The 16,772-nt window shown below is 68.1% G+C and carries 16 protein-coding genes; 8 read left to right on the top strand and 8 right to left on the bottom strand.

The features are described from left to right. Positions 1 to 4: 4 nt before the first annotated feature. Genes gatB through ACO6D6_RS03390 form a run of 4 tightly spaced genes read right to left on the bottom strand, consistent with a single transcriptional unit; the run spans position 5 to position 4,060 of the window. Positions 5 to 1,492 carry an Asp-tRNA(Asn)/Glu-tRNA(Gln) amidotransferase subunit GatB gene (gene gatB, locus ACO6D6_RS03375; protein ID WP_484783232.1) on the bottom strand — a complete coding sequence of 496 codons (1,488 nt, stop codon included), beginning with the start codon at positions 1,490 to 1,492 and terminating at the stop codon, positions 5 to 7. Continuing rightward, positions 1,492 to 3,003, bottom strand: coding sequence for an Asp-tRNA(Asn)/Glu-tRNA(Gln) amidotransferase subunit GatA (gene gatA, locus ACO6D6_RS03380; protein WP_484783233.1), 1,512 nt, complete (start codon positions 3,001 to 3,003; stop codon positions 1,492 to 1,494). Before gatA ends, gatB begins: the two co-directional genes overlap by 1 nt. A gap of 3 nt (positions 3,004 to 3,006) precedes the next feature. Then, complete coding sequence (gatC, locus tag ACO6D6_RS03385) at positions 3,007 to 3,300, bottom strand: Asp-tRNA(Asn)/Glu-tRNA(Gln) amidotransferase subunit GatC (protein WP_484783235.1); 294 nt, start codon at positions 3,298 to 3,300, stop codon at positions 3,007 to 3,009. A 49-nt stretch (positions 3,301 to 3,349) separates the two neighbouring features. Then, on the bottom strand, positions 3,350 to 4,060 hold the full coding sequence (locus tag ACO6D6_RS03390; protein ID WP_484783236.1) for a FadR/GntR family transcriptional regulator: 711 nt from the start codon (positions 4,058 to 4,060) through the stop codon (positions 3,350 to 3,352). Between the two features lie 170 nt (positions 4,061 to 4,230). On the opposite strand from ACO6D6_RS03390, the gene ACO6D6_RS03395 reads away from it, so the two are divergent. The 7 genes from ACO6D6_RS03395 to ACO6D6_RS03425 are packed head-to-tail and all read left to right on the top strand — an operon-like array spanning position 4,231 to position 11,020. After that, on the top strand, positions 4,231 to 5,220 hold the full coding sequence (locus tag ACO6D6_RS03395) for an ABC transporter ATP-binding protein (protein ID WP_484783238.1): 990 nt from the start codon (positions 4,231 to 4,233) through the stop codon (positions 5,218 to 5,220). Further along, positions 5,217 to 5,981, top strand: coding sequence for an ABC transporter permease (locus ACO6D6_RS03400; protein ID WP_484783240.1), 765 nt, complete (start codon positions 5,217 to 5,219; stop codon positions 5,979 to 5,981). The genes ACO6D6_RS03395 and ACO6D6_RS03400 overlap by 4 nt, the downstream gene beginning before the upstream one ends. Further along, positions 5,978 to 6,778 (top strand): ABC transporter permease, encoded by an 801-nt coding sequence (locus ACO6D6_RS03405; RefSeq protein ID WP_484783242.1) that lies wholly within the window; start codon positions 5,978 to 5,980, stop codon positions 6,776 to 6,778. The genes ACO6D6_RS03400 and ACO6D6_RS03405 overlap by 4 nt, the downstream gene beginning before the upstream one ends. Continuing rightward, a complete protein-coding gene (locus ACO6D6_RS03410) occupies positions 6,775 to 7,980 on the top strand; it encodes a sensor histidine kinase (RefSeq protein ID WP_484783243.1) in 1,206 nt (401 codons plus the stop codon). Before ACO6D6_RS03405 ends, ACO6D6_RS03410 begins: the two co-directional genes overlap by 4 nt. Continuing rightward, a complete protein-coding gene (locus ACO6D6_RS03415; protein WP_484783246.1) occupies positions 7,977 to 8,651 on the top strand; it encodes a response regulator transcription factor in 675 nt (224 codons plus the stop codon). The genes ACO6D6_RS03410 and ACO6D6_RS03415 overlap by 4 nt, the downstream gene beginning before the upstream one ends. A 42-nt stretch (positions 8,652 to 8,693) precedes the next feature. Next, complete coding sequence (locus ACO6D6_RS03420; protein ID WP_484783248.1) at positions 8,694 to 9,461, top strand: ABC transporter ATP-binding protein; 768 nt, start codon at positions 8,694 to 8,696, stop codon at positions 9,459 to 9,461. Continuing rightward, positions 9,437 to 11,020, top strand: a complete 1,584-nt coding sequence (locus ACO6D6_RS03425) for a hypothetical protein (RefSeq protein ID WP_484783249.1) — start codon at positions 9,437 to 9,439, stop codon at positions 11,018 to 11,020. The genes ACO6D6_RS03420 and ACO6D6_RS03425 overlap by 25 nt, the downstream gene beginning before the upstream one ends. Here the strand turns inward: ACO6D6_RS03425 and ACO6D6_RS03430 are convergent. Genes ACO6D6_RS03430 through ACO6D6_RS03445 form a run of 4 tightly spaced genes read right to left on the bottom strand, consistent with a single transcriptional unit; the run spans position 11,008 to position 14,432 of the window. After that, positions 11,008 to 11,232 (bottom strand): hypothetical protein, encoded by a 225-nt coding sequence (locus tag ACO6D6_RS03430; protein ID WP_484783251.1) that lies wholly within the window; start codon positions 11,230 to 11,232, stop codon positions 11,008 to 11,010. The genes ACO6D6_RS03425 and ACO6D6_RS03430 overlap by 13 nt on opposite strands. A gap of 10 nt (positions 11,233 to 11,242) precedes the next feature. Continuing rightward, a complete protein-coding gene (locus ACO6D6_RS03435; protein WP_484783253.1) occupies positions 11,243 to 12,226 on the bottom strand; it encodes a uroporphyrinogen decarboxylase/cobalamine-independent methonine synthase family protein in 984 nt (327 codons plus the stop codon). Then, positions 12,223 to 13,296, bottom strand: a complete 1,074-nt coding sequence (gene mnmA, locus ACO6D6_RS03440; protein ID WP_484783255.1) for a tRNA 2-thiouridine(34) synthase MnmA — start codon at positions 13,294 to 13,296, stop codon at positions 12,223 to 12,225. The genes ACO6D6_RS03435 and mnmA overlap by 4 nt, the downstream gene beginning before the upstream one ends. Positions 13,297 to 13,328: 32 nt before the next feature. Beyond that, positions 13,329 to 14,432 carry a cysteine desulfurase family protein gene (locus ACO6D6_RS03445; protein ID WP_484783257.1) on the bottom strand — a complete coding sequence of 368 codons (1,104 nt, stop codon included), beginning with the start codon at positions 14,430 to 14,432 and terminating at the stop codon, positions 13,329 to 13,331. A 130-nt stretch (positions 14,433 to 14,562) separates the two neighbouring features. On the opposite strand from ACO6D6_RS03445, the gene glgX reads away from it, so the two are divergent. Beyond that, positions 14,563 to 16,692 (top strand): glycogen debranching protein GlgX, encoded by a 2,130-nt coding sequence (glgX, locus tag ACO6D6_RS03450; RefSeq protein WP_484783259.1) that lies wholly within the window; start codon positions 14,563 to 14,565, stop codon positions 16,690 to 16,692. The last annotated feature ends 80 nt before the right edge of the window (positions 16,693 to 16,772 follow it).

Consider the following 16,772-nt stretch of genomic DNA (forward strand, 5'->3'; position numbering starts at 1 on the left):
CCGGTCAGGTCAGTTTCTCCATCAGCAACTCCCGGACCCGGGCGGCATCCGCCTGGCCCCTCATGGCCTTCATGACCTGCCCGATGAGCGCCCCCACCGCCTGGTGCTTGCCGCCGCGGATCTTCTGGGCCACATCCGGGTTCGCGGCGATCACGTCCTCGACGGCCGCGCTCAGCGCGCCGTCGTCGGAGACCACCTTCAGGCCACGCGTGGCGACCACGTCGCCGGGCCTGCCCTCGCCCGCTATCACACCGTCGAACACTGCGCGCGCCAGTTTGTCGGTCAGCTCTCCCGCATCCACCATCGCCTGGGTTTCCGCGACATCGGCCGGGGTGACGCCGAGCGCATCCAGTTCGACGCCGGCCTCGTTGGCCCGGCGGGCCAGTTCGCTCAGCCACCATTTCCGGGCCGACTGCGGGGAGGCCCCCGCGGCCACCGTCGCCTCGATCAGGTCCAGGGCCCCGGCGGCCACGACGGCTGCCATGGTCCTGGCGTCGATGTCCCATTCCTCGGCCAGGCGCCTGCGACGCTCGGCGGGGGGTTCGGGAAGCGTGGCGCGCAGTTCCTCGATCCATTCCGCGCTGGGCGCCACGGGCACGAGGTCCGGTTCCGCGAAATAGCGGTAGTCCTGCGCCTCCTCCTTGGAGCGGCCGGGGCTGGTTGAGCCGTCGCCCTCGTGGAAGTGCCGGGTTTCCTGCGTGACCCGTCCCCCGTCCGCGAGGATCGCGGCCTGGCGTCGCATCTCGAAGGTGACGGCCCGTTCGATGGAGCGCAGCGAGTTCACGTTCTTGGTTTCGGTGCGGATTCCCAACTCCGCCGATCCCCTGGGAGCCAGCGACACGTTCGCGTCGCAGCGCAGCGAACCCTGTTCCATGCGCACGTCCGAGACGTCGAGGGCGCGCATCAGATCACGCAGGTGGGCGACGTAGGCGCGCGCCACCTGCGGGGCCTTCGCCCCGGTGCCGAGGATGGGCCGGGTGACGATCTCGATCAGCGGCATGCCGGCCCGGTTGTAGTCGATGACGGAGTGATCGGCCCCGTGGATGCGTCCCGTCGCCCCGATGTGGGTCAGTTTGCCGGCGTCCTCCTCCATGTGAGCGCGTTCGATCTCGACCACGAAGCTCTCCCCGTCGACCTCCAGTTCGACCCGGCCGTCGAAGGCGATCGGTTCGTCATACTGGGAGGTCTGGAAGTTCTTGGTCATGTCCGGGTAGAAGTAGTTCTTCCGCGCGAACCTGCCCCACGGCGCGATCCGGCAGCCGAGCGCCAACCCGATGCGGATCGCGGATTCGACGGCTTTCGCGTTGACCACGGGAAGCGCACCCGGCAGGCCGAGGCACACGGGGCAGGTCTGGGTGTTCGGTTCCGCCCCGAACTCGGTGGAGCAGCCGCAGAACATCTTCGATTTCGTGTTGAGTTCGACGTGCACCTCCAACCCGAGCGCCGGGTCGTAGTTCTCGATGACCTCGTCGAAGTCCATCAGGTCCGTCATCACCACACCGCCCTTGTTCCGTCGAGGGGTTTCGCCCGTTTGAGCAGCGGCCCCTCCAGCCTGTCCTCCAGGGTTGCCTCGATGAAACCACCCACCCGGTAGAGCCGGTCGTCGGCCAGCGGGGGTGCGATCACCTGCAACCCGACGGGCAGTCCCTCCTCGCTCAGCCCGACGGGGAAACTCGCCGACGCGTTGCCTGCGAGGTTCGACGGGATGGTGCACAGGTCCGCCTTGTACATCGCCATCGGATCGCTGGTGCGCTCCCCCAGCCTGAACGCGACGGTGGGTGTGGTGGGTGAGACCAGCACGTCGCACTCGGCGAAGGCCGCCTCGAAGTCGCGGGCCACGAGGGTGCGGACCTTCTGGGCGGATCCGTAGTACTGGTCGTGGTAGCCGCTGGAAAGGGCGTAGGTGCCTATGATGAGCCGGCGTTTGGCCTCGCGTCCGAAACCCTGTCCTCTGGTGAATGAGGTGACTGCCTCCATGTCGCGGGACCCGTCGTCGCCTAGCCGCAGCCCGTAGCGCACCGCGTCGAAGCGCGCGAGGTTGCTGGACAGTTCCGCAGGCATGATCAGGTAGTAGGCGGCCAGGGCGTATTCGAAGTGCGGGCAGGACACCTCGACCACCTCGGCACCGCCGTCGCGCAGCCACTGGACGGCCTCGGTGAAGCGGGTCTCGACGGCGGCGTCGTAGCCCTCACCGCCGAGCTCCTTGACCACGCCGATCCTCAACCCCTCGACCTCGCGGCGGCGCGCCGCCTCCACCAGCGGGGGCAGCGGCTGCGCGATGGATGTGGAATCCATGGGGTCGTGGCCGCCCATGGCTGCGTGCAGCAGCGCGGCGTCCAGGACGTTGCGGGTGACGGGGCCGGGCTGGTCCAGGCTGGAGGCCATCGCCACCACCCCGTAGCGCGACACCCCGCCGTAGGTGGGTTTCACCCCGACGGTGCCGGTCACGGCACCGGGCTGGCGGATGGAACCGCCGGTGTCGGAGCCCAGGGCGAGCGGGGCGAGGCAGCCCGCCACCGCGGCGGAGGATCCTCCCCCCGAGCCGCCGGGAATCCGGTCGAGGTCCCACGGGTTGCGGGAGGGACCGAAGGCGGAGGTCTCGGTGGAGGATCCCATCGCGAACTCGTCCATGTTGGTCTTGCCGAGGATGATCAGCCCGGCCTGTTTGAGGCGCGCGATGACCGTCGCGTCGTAGGGCGGGATCCAGCCCTCCAGGATGCGGGAACCGCAGGTGGTGGGCATCCCGGTGGTGCAGAAGTTGTCCTTCACCGCGATGGGGATTCCCGCCAGCGGGCCGAGTTCCTCACCTTTGGCCCGGCGGGCGTCGATCGCGGCCGCGGCGGCCAGGGCGCCTTCGGCGTCGACGTGCAGGAATGCGTTGAGGGCCGGGTCAACCGCCTCGATCTGGTCGAGATGGGCGCGGGTCAGTTCGACGGAGCTCACCTCGCCCGCCGCGAGCAGGTCGGCTTGTTCGTGGGCCGTTCGTGTGATGATCTCGGTCACGGCTCAGTCCTCGCTCAGGATCCGGGGAATGCGGAAACGGTCGTCCTCGACGTCGGGGGCTCCCGCCAGCACCGCCTGCTGGGGCAGGGATTCGCGTACCCGGTCGGGGCGCATCACGTTGGTCAGCGGAAGCGCATGAGTCATGAGGGGGACGTCATCGCCCGCCACCTCGCCCACCCGGGCCACGGAGCCCAGGATCACTTCCAGTTCGGGGGCCAGTTCAGCGCATTCCGACTCGGTCAGTTCGAGCCGGGACAGCGCTGCCAGCCGCGCCACCTCCTGAGGGGTCAGGGCCACGGTTTCTCCTAGTTGGTCTGCAATCCCGCTGCCGCGGGCGTGGCCAATCCTAGCGCCGGAACCTCTCGAGAAGGGGTTCGTAGTGTTTGCAGACCGCTCGCCGGTAGCCGTTCACGTCCCCGGCCTCGGCTGCCCCGAGGATCTCCGTGTGCGCGCCGGGCAGGTCCGTCACGGTGCCCGGTGGGAGCTTCGCCAGTGTCATGGCCTGGACATCCCAGAAGGCCGCGACCAGGTCCGCGATGATCTTTCTGCCCGCGCGGCGCATGAGGGTGACGTGGAAGCCACGGTCCAGCTCCGCGAAGGATTTCTCCTCCCTCCTCGCCTCGGCGATCTGGTTGACCAGCCGGTGGAGTTCCTCGTCGCCGGTTCCCCGCAGCGCGGAACAGACCTGCCCGGCCTCACCCAGCTCGATTCCCCGCCGCACCTCGACCACCTCGCGGAGCGCCTGTTGGTTCTCCCCGGGGAGCATGTCGATGCGGAAGGCCAGCGTTTCCACCAGGGGATGGAGGGTGACGTTCCCGACGAAGGTTCCCCGGCCGTGCTGAACCTCGACGATGTCCAGGCTGCTGAGGGTCCTCACGGCCTCCCGGACCGAGCTCCGGGAAACACCGAGCCTGTCGCACAGGTCGGATTCGCTGGGCAGGCAGTCACCGGGTTGAAGCCCGTTGGTCGTTATGAACTGTTTGATCCGCTCGACGGTCTCCGTTGCCCTGGTCACCCCTGTGCGCGGGCGGCGCTGCCCGTCTCCCAATCTCCGCATTCAATTTCCTGTCCACGGCCCCCAGAAACAACCAGAGAATTGGGGAAGATCGTAACGGAATCGGCTTTGAACCCTCCAGGCACTCCCCTCCAAGCCGTTTCGGTCCCCCCAGGGGGACAGTTGTCGCCGACGGGGTGCGCAGGAAACCGGCCGCGGGATCCCATGGAGTCATGAACACGACAGAAATGACGCCGGCTCCGGCCCGGATCGATCCACGCGGAGCACGCTGCCCGCACCCGGCGAGGAACCTGGTGGTCACCACGGAGGCATTGACCAAGTCCTACAAGGATTTCAACGCGGTGGACGGAATCAATCTGCAGGTCCCCCAGGGTGGTGTCTACGGTTTCCTGGGCCCGAACGGGGCGGGAAAGTCAACGACGATGAAACTGCTCCTGGGCCTGGTGAAACCGACATCGGGAAGGATGAGTGTGCTGGGTCATCCGGTGGGAACCGGGTCGCCGCTGCCATCCGGGGCCATCGGGTCGCTGATCGAGGGGCCGTCGTACTACCCGAGCCTGTCGGGCAGGGAAAACCTCACAATGCTCGCGGACTACCTGGGATTGCCCGGGCCCCGGGTGCAGCACGCACTGAAGACGGTCGGCTTGACGGGTCAGGAGTCCAAACTGGTCAAGCGGTACTCGATGGGCATGAAACAACGCCTGGGATTGGCGATGGCGTTGCTGGCGGATCCGCGACTGATCCTGCTGGATGAGCCGACCAATGGTCTGGATCCGGCCGGCGTGGCCGAGATCCGGCAGCTGATCGTGGCCCTGGCCCGGCAGGAGGGGGTGACCGTGATCGTCTCCTCCCACATCCTGTCGGAGATCGAACAGATGGCTGACTCGGTGGGCATCATCTGCGCCGGAAGATTGCGCTACCAGGGACCGTTGTCGGGGTTGCGGGACGAGGGGGTCATCGAGTTCACGGTCGCCGATCCCGCCGGGGTTTCCGCCCTGTTGAGGGCGCACCGGATCGGGCATCGGGTCACCGGTGGCGTCATCCGCACCCCGATGCTCCCCGACCCGCTCGTCGGGGACCTGGTGACCCGGATCGTCCAGGCCGGCCAGACCCTGTTCCGGGTCCAGACGGTTCGCAAGAGCTTGGAACAGGCCTTCCTGGAACTGACCGATCCCCTCGCCGGACAGGAGGTACAGCGATGACCGCCGTCGGCATGGAGTTCCGCAAGATGAAACGCAAACACTACTGGCTCATGGCCTCCGGGGCCATCGCGCTTCAGCTGCTCTGGCTCGCAGCCATGACGCTCAAACGCAGCACGGGCGTGGTGGAGGCGCGCCTGATGATTCTGAGCCTCACCGAGCCCCTGTACCTGGGACTGCTGCTGATGCCCATCGTCGCTGCCCTGCTGGCCTCCAGGCTGGTCACGCTCGACACGGAGGAACGCATGGATCAGCTGCTCACGGCCTTCAAGCAGCGGGCGGCCACACGGTTCACGGCGAAACTGGTGGTTGGTTCCGCGAGTATCGCGGCAGGTGAGTCGCTTTTCATCGGGCTCCTCGCTTCTGCCGGGCCGGGGCTCGGGCTGAGGAGCGACGCAGGATATCAGGAAGCGCTCTGGCCGGGGCTGGTTGTGCTGCTGGCGGCCTCGGTGGCCACCGTGGCGGTGCAGCTGGCGTTGGCGGCCTGCCTGGAGAAGCAGGCGATCGGCCTGGGGGTGGCAGTCGTGGCCGGGATCACTTCTTCGGCCCTGCCCTTCATGGATCTGGCCCCGCTGGGCTGGGCGCTGCCCTGGGGGCTGCCGGCCGCGGCGAATCCGGTGAGCACGCAGCTGCTCAGACAAACCGGGATGGAAACCGCGCTCGTCGCCCATCCCTGGGTGAACGCGCTCGGGGCGGTTCTCGCAGCCGCCGCCTGGGTTTGCATCTCCCGGTCTGTCGTCAAATACAAGGAGAATCACCGATGAGCACCAAGACAATCGACCGTCTTCCCACCGGGCACCGGAGACCGCCCCGGCCCCGCCCCTCGGTGCGGGCGGCCTGGCTGTGGGAGAACCGCAAGGCCTCAAACCTCTGGTACTGGCCGGCGCTGGCCCTGCTGTGCGCGGTCGGTCTGCTCTCCGGATACGCCCACTTCATGGAGTACCGTGCTGAGTTCTTCGCCCAAGGGGCCACTTGGGCCGTCATCTGGGGGCAGGGTTCGTTGATGTCGTCGATGCTCTTCATCCCCTTGGTCATCGGCGCCTTCACCGCCCAGAGCGCCGCCGGTGAGCACGAGGGCCGGAACTGGCAGCGCATGTCGGCCTCCGGGCTGGCGGGCGCCATGGTCGCGGGCAAGTTGTTGCACACCGCGCAGACGGCGTTGGTGACCGCTCTGGTGTTCCTCACCGAGTTCGCCGTCACCGGGTTGCTGCTCGGCTTCGACCCGGCGGAACTCGGCCCGTACCTGGCCCGCGTCGTACCCGTCGCCCTGTCGGTTTGGGTCGTCGAGGTGTTCGTCATGTGGGTCGGGATCATCGCGAGTTCCTTCGCCGCGATCATGAGCATCCTGCTGCTGACCACCATCGGGGGATTCGTCCTGAGCCTGGCGGCTCCGTCACTGGCCGGTCTGTATCCGCTCTCCCTGATCACCTCGGCCTTCGCCTCCCGCCAACCCGATAGCATCACATCCGTGGGTTCCATGCTGGTGGCCGGTGCCATAGCGGTGGTCTGGGTGGTGTTCTGGACGAGTGCGCTGCTGCGCAGGATCACCCGCACCCCATGAGCGCGCCGCAGCCGCCCGTGGCCCCGAGGACCTTCATCGATCAGGTCGCCGGGGCCTGGCACGCCAGTTCTGAACCCGTCTGGATCGGCGCCGGCATGATCGGTTTGTTCCAGTCCTTCATGACCTACCGGCTGCTGGATCTCAAGGGCGCGGGAAGCGTGCTGCCCGTCCCTTGGTGGGTGGCGTTCACCGCGATCAGCATCGCCTCCTTGTTGTTCCGGCGCCGCTGGCCGCTCGTCACGGCCGTCACCACCGGTCTGGTCCTGCTGACTGCGGGCCTCGTGCTGGCGGGGGCCCACAGCTACTACGCCCTTCCCATGCTGATGGGCGCCTACGCCCTGGCCTCCCGGGCCGGTGTCCTTGCGTGTTGCACCGGGATCAGCACGGCAGCCGCATGCCTGATCATCCCCGAGGTTCTCGAGGGCGGACCGAACGCGGGTTTCGCCGGCGGGACGATCTCGTCATTGTTCGTTCTCACGGCCGTGGTCGCCGTGGCCCTGACCTTCCGGGCGCGCCGTGACCTGCTGCGTCATCGCGACGCCGAACTGGCGGCACGGGCGCGGCAGAGTCAGCTGACCGATCAACGCGACGCCGCCCGCCGCCAGGCGCGGATCGCCGCCGAGCTCCACGACAGCGTCGGCCACGACCTGACCGCCATCATCGCCCTGTCCGAGGGGCTGCGGGAGACCACGGGGAATCCCGTACTCGAGGACGCGATCGAGACCATCAACGCCCTGGCCCGGGAGGGACTGGCAGATACCCGGCGCGCCGTTGACGCGCTTCATCCCGCATCCCCCGCCGACGAGTTCCTGGCTGCGACGACCACCCGCACCTGGGATGATCTCGATCCGCTGCTGGCGACCGCCCGGCGGGCCGGCCTGGCCGTGGCATCGACCAGGACCGGCACACGTCCCGCCGATCCGGCCCTGGCCGGGCTGGCCTTCACGATCGTCCGCGAGGCCCTGACCAATGTCATGCGCCACGCCGCGGACGCCACCCGGGTCACCGTCGCGATCGACCACACACCGACCGCCACGACGATCACCATCACCGATGACGGCCGGACAGAGGGTCCGGGTGCACCCGGCCACGGCCTGGCGAACCTGACCCGTCTCGTCGCATCCCGCGGCGGCACCCTGACCGCGGGGGTCACCGCCGGCGGCTGGTGTCTGCGCGCCGTCCTGCCCGAGGAGCGGCCATGACCACGACGGTGATGATCGTCGACGACCAGCGGGCCACGCGCATGGGGCTCGCCCTCATGATCGGCAAGGCCGATGATCTCCGGGTGGTCGCGCAGGCCGAGAACGGGCGGGACGCCCTCGACCAGCTCGCATCCCTCGAACGGCAGCACATGCCCCGGCCCGACGTGGTCCTGATGGACGTCCGGATGCCGGTCCTGAACGGCATCGACGCCACGGCCGCCATCACCGGAAACCATCCCGGTGTCAAGGTGCTGGTGCTGACCACCTACGACCAGGACGACTACGCCTTCGGTGCGCTCGGGGCGGGCGCTTCCGGTTTCCTCCTGAAGGACACCCGGACCGCTGATCTTCACCAGGCGCTCCGGGCGGTCGCCGCGGGCGACGCGATCCTCACCCCACGCATCACCCGGCAGCTGCTCGAACGACACATGCCGCACTCCACCACCCCGCAGCAGCGCGCGGCGCAGGAACGCCTCGGGCAGTTGACCCCCCGGGAACGCGACGTGGCGGGGCTCGTCGCCCAAGGAATGACCAACGCGGAGATAGGTGAGCGGCTTTTCATCCAGCCCGAATCCGCCAAGAAAACCGTCACCCGGATCCTGGCGAAACTCCAGCTCCGGGATCGGGTGCAGCTGGTGATAATCCTGCGCGATGCGCAGTCATCCCGCTGATTCCGCCCGATTCGGGCCACATGATTCCATAGAGTTGTGACCATGAACCAAGCTCTGGTCACAGATGGTCTTCTCAAACGTTTCGGTCCCAAGGTGGCCGTGGACAACCTGAGCCTTCAGATCCCCCAAGGGCATCTGTTCGGCCTGGTCGGCCCGAACGGCGCGGGCAAGACCACCGCGATGTCCATGATCTGTGGCCTGCTCCGGCCCGACTCCGGAACGGCCATGGTGCTCGGCAACGATGTCTGGTCGGATCCGGTGACCGCCAAGAAACACATCGGGGTGCTGCCCGACGGGGTGCTGCTGTTCGATCGCCTAACCGGCTCCGAGCTGCTCCGCTACAACGGCCGGTTGCGTCGTCTCGCCCCCGAGGTCGTCGAGGAACGTTCGCGGGAGCTGCTGAACGTGCTGGATCTCGCGGATGCCGCCGACAAACTGGTCGCCGACTACTCAGCCGGCATGACGAAGAAAATCTCGCTGGCCAGCGCCCTGATCCACGCCCCCAGGCTGTTGATCCTCGACGAACCCCTCGAAGCCGTGGATCCGGTTTCCGGCCAGGTCATCCGCGACCTGCTGCGTGACTACGTGGACGGTGGTGGCACGGTGCTGCTGTCCAGCCACGTCATGGAGCTGGTGGAGAGCATCTGCGACGGGGTCGGGATAATGGCGGCCGGGCGCATCCTGGTCTCGGGCACCGTGGACCAGGTCCGGGGTGACGCGAGCCTTCAGCAGAAATTCGTGGAGCTGGTCGGTCAGGGACGGATGACCGGGGAGGAGACGCTGCAATGGTTGCGCCGCTCGTCGCTGTGAGGCTTCGCTCCCAGCTCTCCTCTCTCAGGAGCAGCCCGTGGGCGACGGTCGGATACCTGCTGCTCGCCTTGATGATGCTGCCGCTGTTCATCGGCCTGACCGTGGGACTGGCGTCCCTGGGGCATCTGCCCGATGCGCGTTCCCCATTGATGCTCGCGGCGGGCGCCACCCTGGTCCTGGTGTGGACCTTCGGGTCGGTGTTGTTCTTCGCCATGGACGATTCCGTGTCCCCGCAGCGCCTGGTGTTGTTCCCGCTCCGGTCCCGTGATCTGGTGGCTCCCCTGCTGGTCTCGGACCTGTTCACCCTACCGGGGGCCTTCACCCTCCTGGTCTGCTGCGGTTTCGTGATCGGCTGGGCCACCGACCCGCTGCTGGCGGTCGCAGGTATCGCGTCCACGGTCCTCGGCGTGGTGACGGGAATGCTCGCCGGCCGGATCCTGGTCACCGCCCTGTCGCACTGGCTGGCCGCCCGCAGGAGCCGGGATCTCTTGTACGTGGTGCTCCTGCTCGGCCTGATCGCGGTCAGTTGGGGTATCCCGCTGCTGGGTCGCGGAATGTTTGCTCTCGGCATGAACTGGGAAACCGTCGAGATGTTGGGCGGCGCCACCGGCTGGACCCCCATGGGCTGGGTCTGGAGCTTGCCCGTCGACCTGGCGGCTGGGCAATTCGGGTTGGCGGCGCTGCGCCTCGCCCTGGCCCTGGTGCTGCTCGCGGCGATGACCTGGTTGTGGTCCCGGCAGCTGGACCGGGCCCTGACCAGTCCCCTGCCCAGCGCCGGCAGCGGCGCCGAGACCGTGTCCTCGCCCTGGCTGGACCGCTTGTTTCCCCCGGACCCCGCCGGGGCCATCGCCGCCCGGAACCTGCGGTATCTGCGACGCGACCCCCGCAGATTCACCTCGGTGTTGGTGATCATGGCCACGCCCTTCTTCGTGGTTTTCGCGAACATGGTCCGGGACGAGAAACTGACCCCCGAGTTCCTCTGGTTTGTGGTTGCCCTGGCCGTCTGGCTGGGAGGCATCGGTACGTTGCAGGACACGCCCATGGACGGTTCGGCGTTGTGGCTGCACGCGGTCTCCGGGATCCGGGGTTTCGAGGACCGGTTGGGTCGTCTCATGGCGACTTCCTTGACCTACGGGGGCACGTTCGCGCTGACCACGGTGCTGGCCTCGGCACTGCTGGGGGCGTGGAATGTTTTCCCGTTCGCCTTCGGGCTGGGCCTGGGCGCCCTGATCGCCAACCAGGGAATAAGCCTGTTGATCAGTTCCTTCCTGAATGGAACCGCTCCCCCGCCGGGCACCAATCCGTTCGCCAGCACGTCGAAGGGGCAGGGGGCGGCTTTTCTCGCCAGCATGCTCCAGATGATCGGGTCGGTGATCCTGTTGCTGCCGGTGGCGCTGATGGTCTTCGCTTCCTATCGTTTCCCGCTGCTCGGCTGGGTGTTCCTGCCGGTGGGGCCGGTACTGGGTGTCCTGGCCGCCCTGGGTTTGATCTCCCTGGGTGGGCGGCGGCTGGACCTGACTTGGCCGGAGGTGTTGAAGGCCGTCACCTACGAGAAGTAAGCGCTGGCCGCGTCCCCGGTGAGCATCAGGTAGAAGGTGCGGGCCAGGAAGAACACCCCGACGGCCAGGCCGATCGCGATCATCGGAACGAGCACCCGGGCCCATTTCTTCCAGCGGGTGGAGGGCACCATTTCCGGCCCCCACTCCCCGACCCGGGGCTGTGCACGAAGCGGAGTGGGTCCGTTCAGGTTGAGGTCGGAGAAGAAGCGCACGGACAGAAGTCTAGGGGTTGTCCCGGTGCAGGGCCTCAGCGGCGAGTGCGCCTGCCCTCCGCAGCGAGGCCAGCTGGCCCGGCACGTCCGTCACCTTCCAGGAGGCCATGCCGCAGGCCGTGGTGAGCAGCACTCCGGAGTCGACGCTCGGGGTGGGAAGCTCCAGGGGACGCAGCACCCGCAGGGTTTCCCGGACCAGTTCGTCAACTCCCTGGACGCGCCCGGCCGCGGTTTCGACGACCCCCAGGGCCAGGTTCCTTCCCGCCTGCGCCCACTGCACCAGGGCGTCGATCTCCGCCGGTTCCCGGAACAGCCGGGTGTCGACGGCGGCCGCCGCGAATCCCGCGCGTTCCGCCACCGGCAGCCAGTTCCCGGGGGCGCAGCAGTGCAGCCAGGCGCCATCCGCCAGGGGTTTCAGGGCACCGACCAGTTCCGGAACCTCGACGCGGCGGTGTTTGCCGAAACCGGAGGCCGTGGGAATGGTGCCGGCACTGACGGCCATCAGCGCTGGTTCGTCGAGCTGCAGCAGCACCTTCGCCCCCGGGATGCGGCGCCGCAGCTCCGCCCGGAGCCGGAACCAGCTCTCGGTCAGCGCCTGCGCCAGTTCCCTGCGGGCCCCGTGATCGGCCAGCAACCGGTCTCCCCGGGGGCGTTCCACCGTGGCCGCGAGGGTCCACGGCCCGGCCAGCGCGACCTTCAGCACACCGTCGAAACCCTGGAGCAGTTCCTCGGCATCGTCCAGGTCGTGGCGCCATCGGGCCTTCGCCCTGCGATGATCCGCTCCGGGCGCGGCGGTCAGGCGCCACCCGGCGGGTTGGATGTCGAAACCGAGGCCGTCGATGATCCCCAACGCCCTGCCGGTCATCTCGGATCCCACGCCCCGCGCGGGCAGTTCTGGGAGGGGAAGCACCTCCGGGAGGGCTTCCGTCATCGCGGCCAGGGCCCCGCGGAAGTCGTCCCCGGGCAGGGAACCGGCGGCGGTCACACGCATCATGAGGTCTCGCTGATCGTCGCGGAGCCGACCACCCGGGTGGCGTCGAAGAACACCATGGACTGTCCCGGCGCCACCCCTCGGGTCGGTTCGTCGAGTTCCACCCGCACCTGGTCCTCCCCGGTGGTGGTGATGGTGGCGGGCAGCGCCGCCCCGTGGGCCCGGTACTGCACATGTCCCCGCCAGCTTCCGGGCACCCTGCGCTGGGTCCAGGTGAGGCGGATGCCCGTGAGGTGGGTGACCAGGAGTGATTCCCCGGGGCCGACGACCACGCGGTTGTCGGCGGGTTCGATCCGCAGCACGTAGCGGGGGTTGCCGTCCGGCGCGGGGACGCGCAGATCGAGTCCCTTGCGCTGCCCGATGGTGAAACCGTGATGTCCCCTGTGTCTCCCGAGTTCGTTTCCGGCGCGGTCCACGATCGGCCCCGGGGTTTCGCCGAGATGGGCCCTCAGGTAGCCCTGGGTGTCGCCGTCGGGAATGAAGCAGATGTCGTAGGAGTCGGGTTTGTCCGCGACCCTGAGACCCAGCGAGTGGGCCTCCGCCCGCACCTGTGGTTTCGGGGTGTCGGCGAGCGGGAACAGGGAGCGGCGCAGCTGGTCCTGGTTCAAAACACCGAGCACGTAGGACTGGTCCTTGTCCGGGTCGGCGGCGCGGTGCAGTTCCAGTTCCGACCCGTTGTCAACGACCCGGGCGTAGTGTCCCGTGGCGACGGCATCGAAGCCGAGAGCGAGTCCCCGGTCCAGCACGGCCGCGAACTTGATCTTCTCGTTGCACCTGAGGCAGGGGTTCGGGGTGCGGCCCGCACGGTACTCGGCGACGAAGTCGTCAACCACCTCCGTTTGGAACTGTTCGGAGAAATCCCACACGTAGAAAGGAATGTCCAGCAGGTCGGCGGCGCGCCTGGCGTCGTGGGCGTCCTCCAGGGAACAACAGCCGCGCGACCCCTCCCGGTAGGGCTGCGGGTTGCGGTTCAGCGCCAGGTGCACACCCGTCACGTCGTGTCCGGCGGCGACGAGGCGCGCCGCGGCGACGGCGGAGTCCACTCCGCCGGACATGGCTGCCAGTACCTTCATCTCCCCTCCTCCGGATCTGCGGCCGAAGAATTCTACCCGGCCGCCCGGGCCCGTTCCACGGCCACCGGCAACACCTCGCGAAGCCGGGCGATGTCCTGCGGGCCGCTCGTGTGGCCGAGGGAGAACCGGACCGTGGCCATGGCCTCGTCCTCGGGGGCACCCATCGCCAGCAGCACCTCGCTGGGCCGGTACACCCCGGCGCGGCAGGCGGAACCCGCCGAGGCGTGGATGTCCTCGGCGTCCAGCAGGAACAGCAGGTCCTGGGCCCGCAGCCCGGGGAAGGTGACGTTCACGACGTGCGGAGCGCAGTTCTCACCATTGATGCGCCCCCCGCAGTCCGACGCGATCGCACGAATCCGTTCCTGGAGCGCGGCGAGTCTTCGGGACTCGGTCTCGAGTCCCGCCACGGCCGCCGTCGCGGCAGCCGCGAAGGAGGCCGCCAGGGCAACCGGGGGCGTGCCGGAACGCAGACGCCCCTCCTGCCCGCCGCCGAGCCCGATCGGCGCCGGGGTGATGCCGCGCCGCACCGCGAGGGCCCCGATTCCGACAGGGCCGCCGATCTTGTGGGCGGAGACGCTCATCAGGTCCAGGTTCATGGCGTGGAAGTCCAGTGGTATGTGCCCGAAGGCCTGCACCGCGTCGCTGTGGCTCCACGCGCCCGTCCTGGAACTGGCGGCGACCAGGCCGTCGAGGGGCTGGATCACCCCGGTCTCGTTGTTCACCCTCATCACGGAGATCACGGCCACTTTCTCGTCCACGACCTCCCATGCCGTGTCCTCGACGAGGCCGTCGTTTTTCACCGGAAGCACCTCGGCCCCCCTGCCGCGGGCCTCCTGCACGGCCGGGTGCTCGACCGCCGAGATCAGGCTCCGTGGCCTCCCGGGCCGGGCCGCGAGGGAACCCAGAATGGCGATCGAGTCCGCCTCCGATCCCCCCGATGTGAAGATCACCTCCCCGGGGTGGGCGCCGAACGCCGCCGCCAGTTCCTCCCGCGCCTCCTCGAGGCGGCACCTGGCCCGCTGCCCCGCGCGATGCTGGGATGAGGGGTTCCCGACCCGTCCGAGCTCGGTCAGCAGCGCTTCTCGTGCTTCGGGGCGCATCGGCGAGGTGGCGGCGTGGTCCAGGTAGGTGCTCACCGGTTCACCATAACCATCCGCGGCTCCGGTCAAGCTCCTATCGCGCGGGGATTTCCGCGAGATCAGACGACATGTGGCAAAATGGTCCGGCCCTCGGGGCGGATGCCCACCGGGGGCCGGAAGGCGAAACATGTTCATTGAGCCGCTCGACACCAGCCGCCTGGGAGCGAAGGTCGAGAAGGACGGTGTCAGCTTCGGTCTGTGGGCCCCCCGCGCCAAACGCGTGGAGCTGTCGCTCGTGGACCTGATGAAGAACCAACGAAACGTGGAGATGAAGGTGGACGACCAGGGAATCTGGCACGCCTTCGTTCCCGGTATCGGTGAGGGACAGGAGTACGGCTACCGTGTCCACGGGGACTGGGACCCGAGCCGCGGCCGGCGTTTCAACCCGGCCCGGCTGCTGCTCGACCCCTACGCCCGGGCCGTTACCGGCGGCGTGGACTACCGGGGGCCGATCCACGACCACCTGGCGCACGACGATTTCCGTCCCGATGCCACCGATTCCTTCGGGGCCGTGCCGCTCAGCGTCGTCGTGGCCGACACTCCTCCGCCCCCTCCGGTGGCGGGCGGCAGGCGTCCGATGGCCGAGTCGGTCATCTACGAGATGCACGTGCGCGGTTTCACGAAGTTGCACCCGCTGGTTCCCGAGCACATGCGCGGCTCGTACGCGGCCCTGGCCTACCCGGATGTGATCTCCTACCTGCTGGACACCGGCATCACGGCGGTCGAGCTGCTGCCCATCCACCACTACGCCTCCGAGCCCTTCATCGCCTACAAGGGATTGCGCAACTACTGGGGCTACAACACCCTCAGCTATTTCGCCCCGCACGCCTACTACGCCACCAGAGGCACCCTCGGGAACCAGGTGACGGAATTCAAGGCCATGGTCGCCGCCCTCCACGAAGCCGGCATCGAGGTGATCCTCGACGTCGTCTACAACCACACCGCTGAGGGCGGGCACGAGGGACCGACGCTTTCCATGCGCGGCATCGACCACGCGGGCTACTACCGCCTCACCGATGACCTGAGGGACGACTACGACGTGACCGGCTGCGGGAACTCGGTGAACTCCTCCACACCGATGGTCCGGCAACTGATCATCGATTCCCTGCGCTACTGGGTGGAACACATGGGGGTTGACGGATTCCGTTTCGACCTGGCCCCCACCCTGTTCCGCAACGGCCAGCACCATTTCGTCCATGACCATCCCCTGAAACAGCAGATCGACTCCGACCCCGTGCTCGCCGGGGTGAAGCTGATCGCCGAACCCTGGGACATCGGCCCCTACGGGTACCAGCTCGGCAGTTTCGGTCTCGGCTGGTCCGAATGGAACGACCGGTTCCGCGATCACGTCCGCGACTACTGGAAGAGCACCGTCCACGGGGTCCAGGAACTCGCGACCCGGCTGTCCGGTTCCTCCGACGTGTTCCAGCGCAGCGGTCGTCCCCCACAGGCCTCGATCAACTTCGTCACCGCCCACGACGGATTCACGATGCGCGACCTGGTCAGCTACGACGTGAAACACAACTCCGCAAACGGTGAGGGCAACCGCGACGGCAGCGACAACAACCGTTCCTGGAACCACGGTTTCGAGGGTGACAGCGACGATCCCGCCATAAACGACCTGCGGGCCCGGCAGGTGCTCAACATGCACGCCACCCAGGTTCTCGCGACCGGAACCCCCATGATCCTCGCCGGCGACGAATTCGGGCGCACCCAGAAGGGCAACAACAACGCCTACTGCCAGGATTCTCCGCTGAGCTGGGTGGACTGGACCCCCGATCCCCGCTGGCAGGCGGTCCGGATCCGCCTGGCCGATCTCCTGCACCTGAGAGCGGAGCATCCCCTGCTGCGCCCCGACCGCTACCTGCACCACACCGATGTCATCAACGCACACGGGGAGAACCTCGGACGCGTCGACCTCACCTGGCTCAACGACCACGGCACCCAGATGACCGAGCAGGACTGGTGCGACGGTTCCCGCCGCCTGTTGGGCATGTACGTCTCCGACGAGGCGAATGCCTTCCTGACGTGGTTCCACTCGGGGGCCGAGCCCATCGATGTGACCCTTCCCGGCCTGCCCTGGGCCGCTCAGCTGAGGATCATCTGGCATTCAGCGGGACCTGATGAGCTGTCAGCCGATGAAATGTCTCCCGGTTCCGTGCTGAGGGTCCCGGGGCGTTGCGTGGTGCTGATGCGCTGTGACGTGCCGACCACCGCTGCCGAGCTGCTGGGCATGTCCCCGGTGCTCATTCCCTGAGCCCCGGGACACCACCGGGCAACAGGCACGGAAAAGCCCCCGCGGGTTCTTTCTCCCGCGGGGGCTTTCCGATTCCGGGG

The sequence above is a fragment of the Arachnia sp. genome (assembly GCF_057238465.1).

Bases quoted from the DNA above. Each gene is read 5' to 3' on its own strand.
- glgX (WP_484783259.1), top strand. From the start codon at position 14,563: ATGTTCATTGAGCCGCTCGACACCAGCCGCCTGGGAGCGAAGGTCGAG.
- ACO6D6_RS03420 (WP_484783248.1), top strand. From the start codon at position 8,694: ATGAACCAAGCTCTGGTCACAGATGGTCTTCTCAAACGTTTCGGTCCC.
- ACO6D6_RS03400 (WP_484783240.1), top strand. From the start codon at position 5,217: ATGACCGCCGTCGGCATGGAGTTCCGCAAGATGAAACGCAAACACTAC.
- mnmA (WP_484783255.1), bottom strand. From the start codon at position 13,296: ATGAAGGTACTGGCAGCCATGTCCGGCGGAGTGGACTCCGCCGTCGCC.
- ACO6D6_RS03390 (WP_484783236.1), bottom strand. From the start codon at position 4,060: ATGCGGAGATTGGGAGACGGGCAGCGCCGCCCGCGCACAGGGGTGACC.
- ACO6D6_RS03405 (WP_484783242.1), top strand. From the start codon at position 5,978: ATGAGCACCAAGACAATCGACCGTCTTCCCACCGGGCACCGGAGACCG.
- gatB (WP_484783232.1), bottom strand. From the start codon at position 1,492: ATGACGGACCTGATGGACTTCGACGAGGTCATCGAGAACTACGACCCG.
- ACO6D6_RS03395 (WP_484783238.1), top strand. From the start codon at position 4,231: ATGAACACGACAGAAATGACGCCGGCTCCGGCCCGGATCGATCCACGC.
- ACO6D6_RS03435 (WP_484783253.1), bottom strand. From the start codon at position 12,226: ATGATGCGTGTGACCGCCGCCGGTTCCCTGCCCGGGGACGACTTCCGC.
- ACO6D6_RS03425 (WP_484783249.1), top strand. From the start codon at position 9,437: ATGGTTGCGCCGCTCGTCGCTGTGAGGCTTCGCTCCCAGCTCTCCTCT.
- ACO6D6_RS03415 (WP_484783246.1), top strand. From the start codon at position 7,977: ATGACCACGACGGTGATGATCGTCGACGACCAGCGGGCCACGCGCATG.
- ACO6D6_RS03410 (WP_484783243.1), top strand. From the start codon at position 6,775: ATGAGCGCGCCGCAGCCGCCCGTGGCCCCGAGGACCTTCATCGATCAG.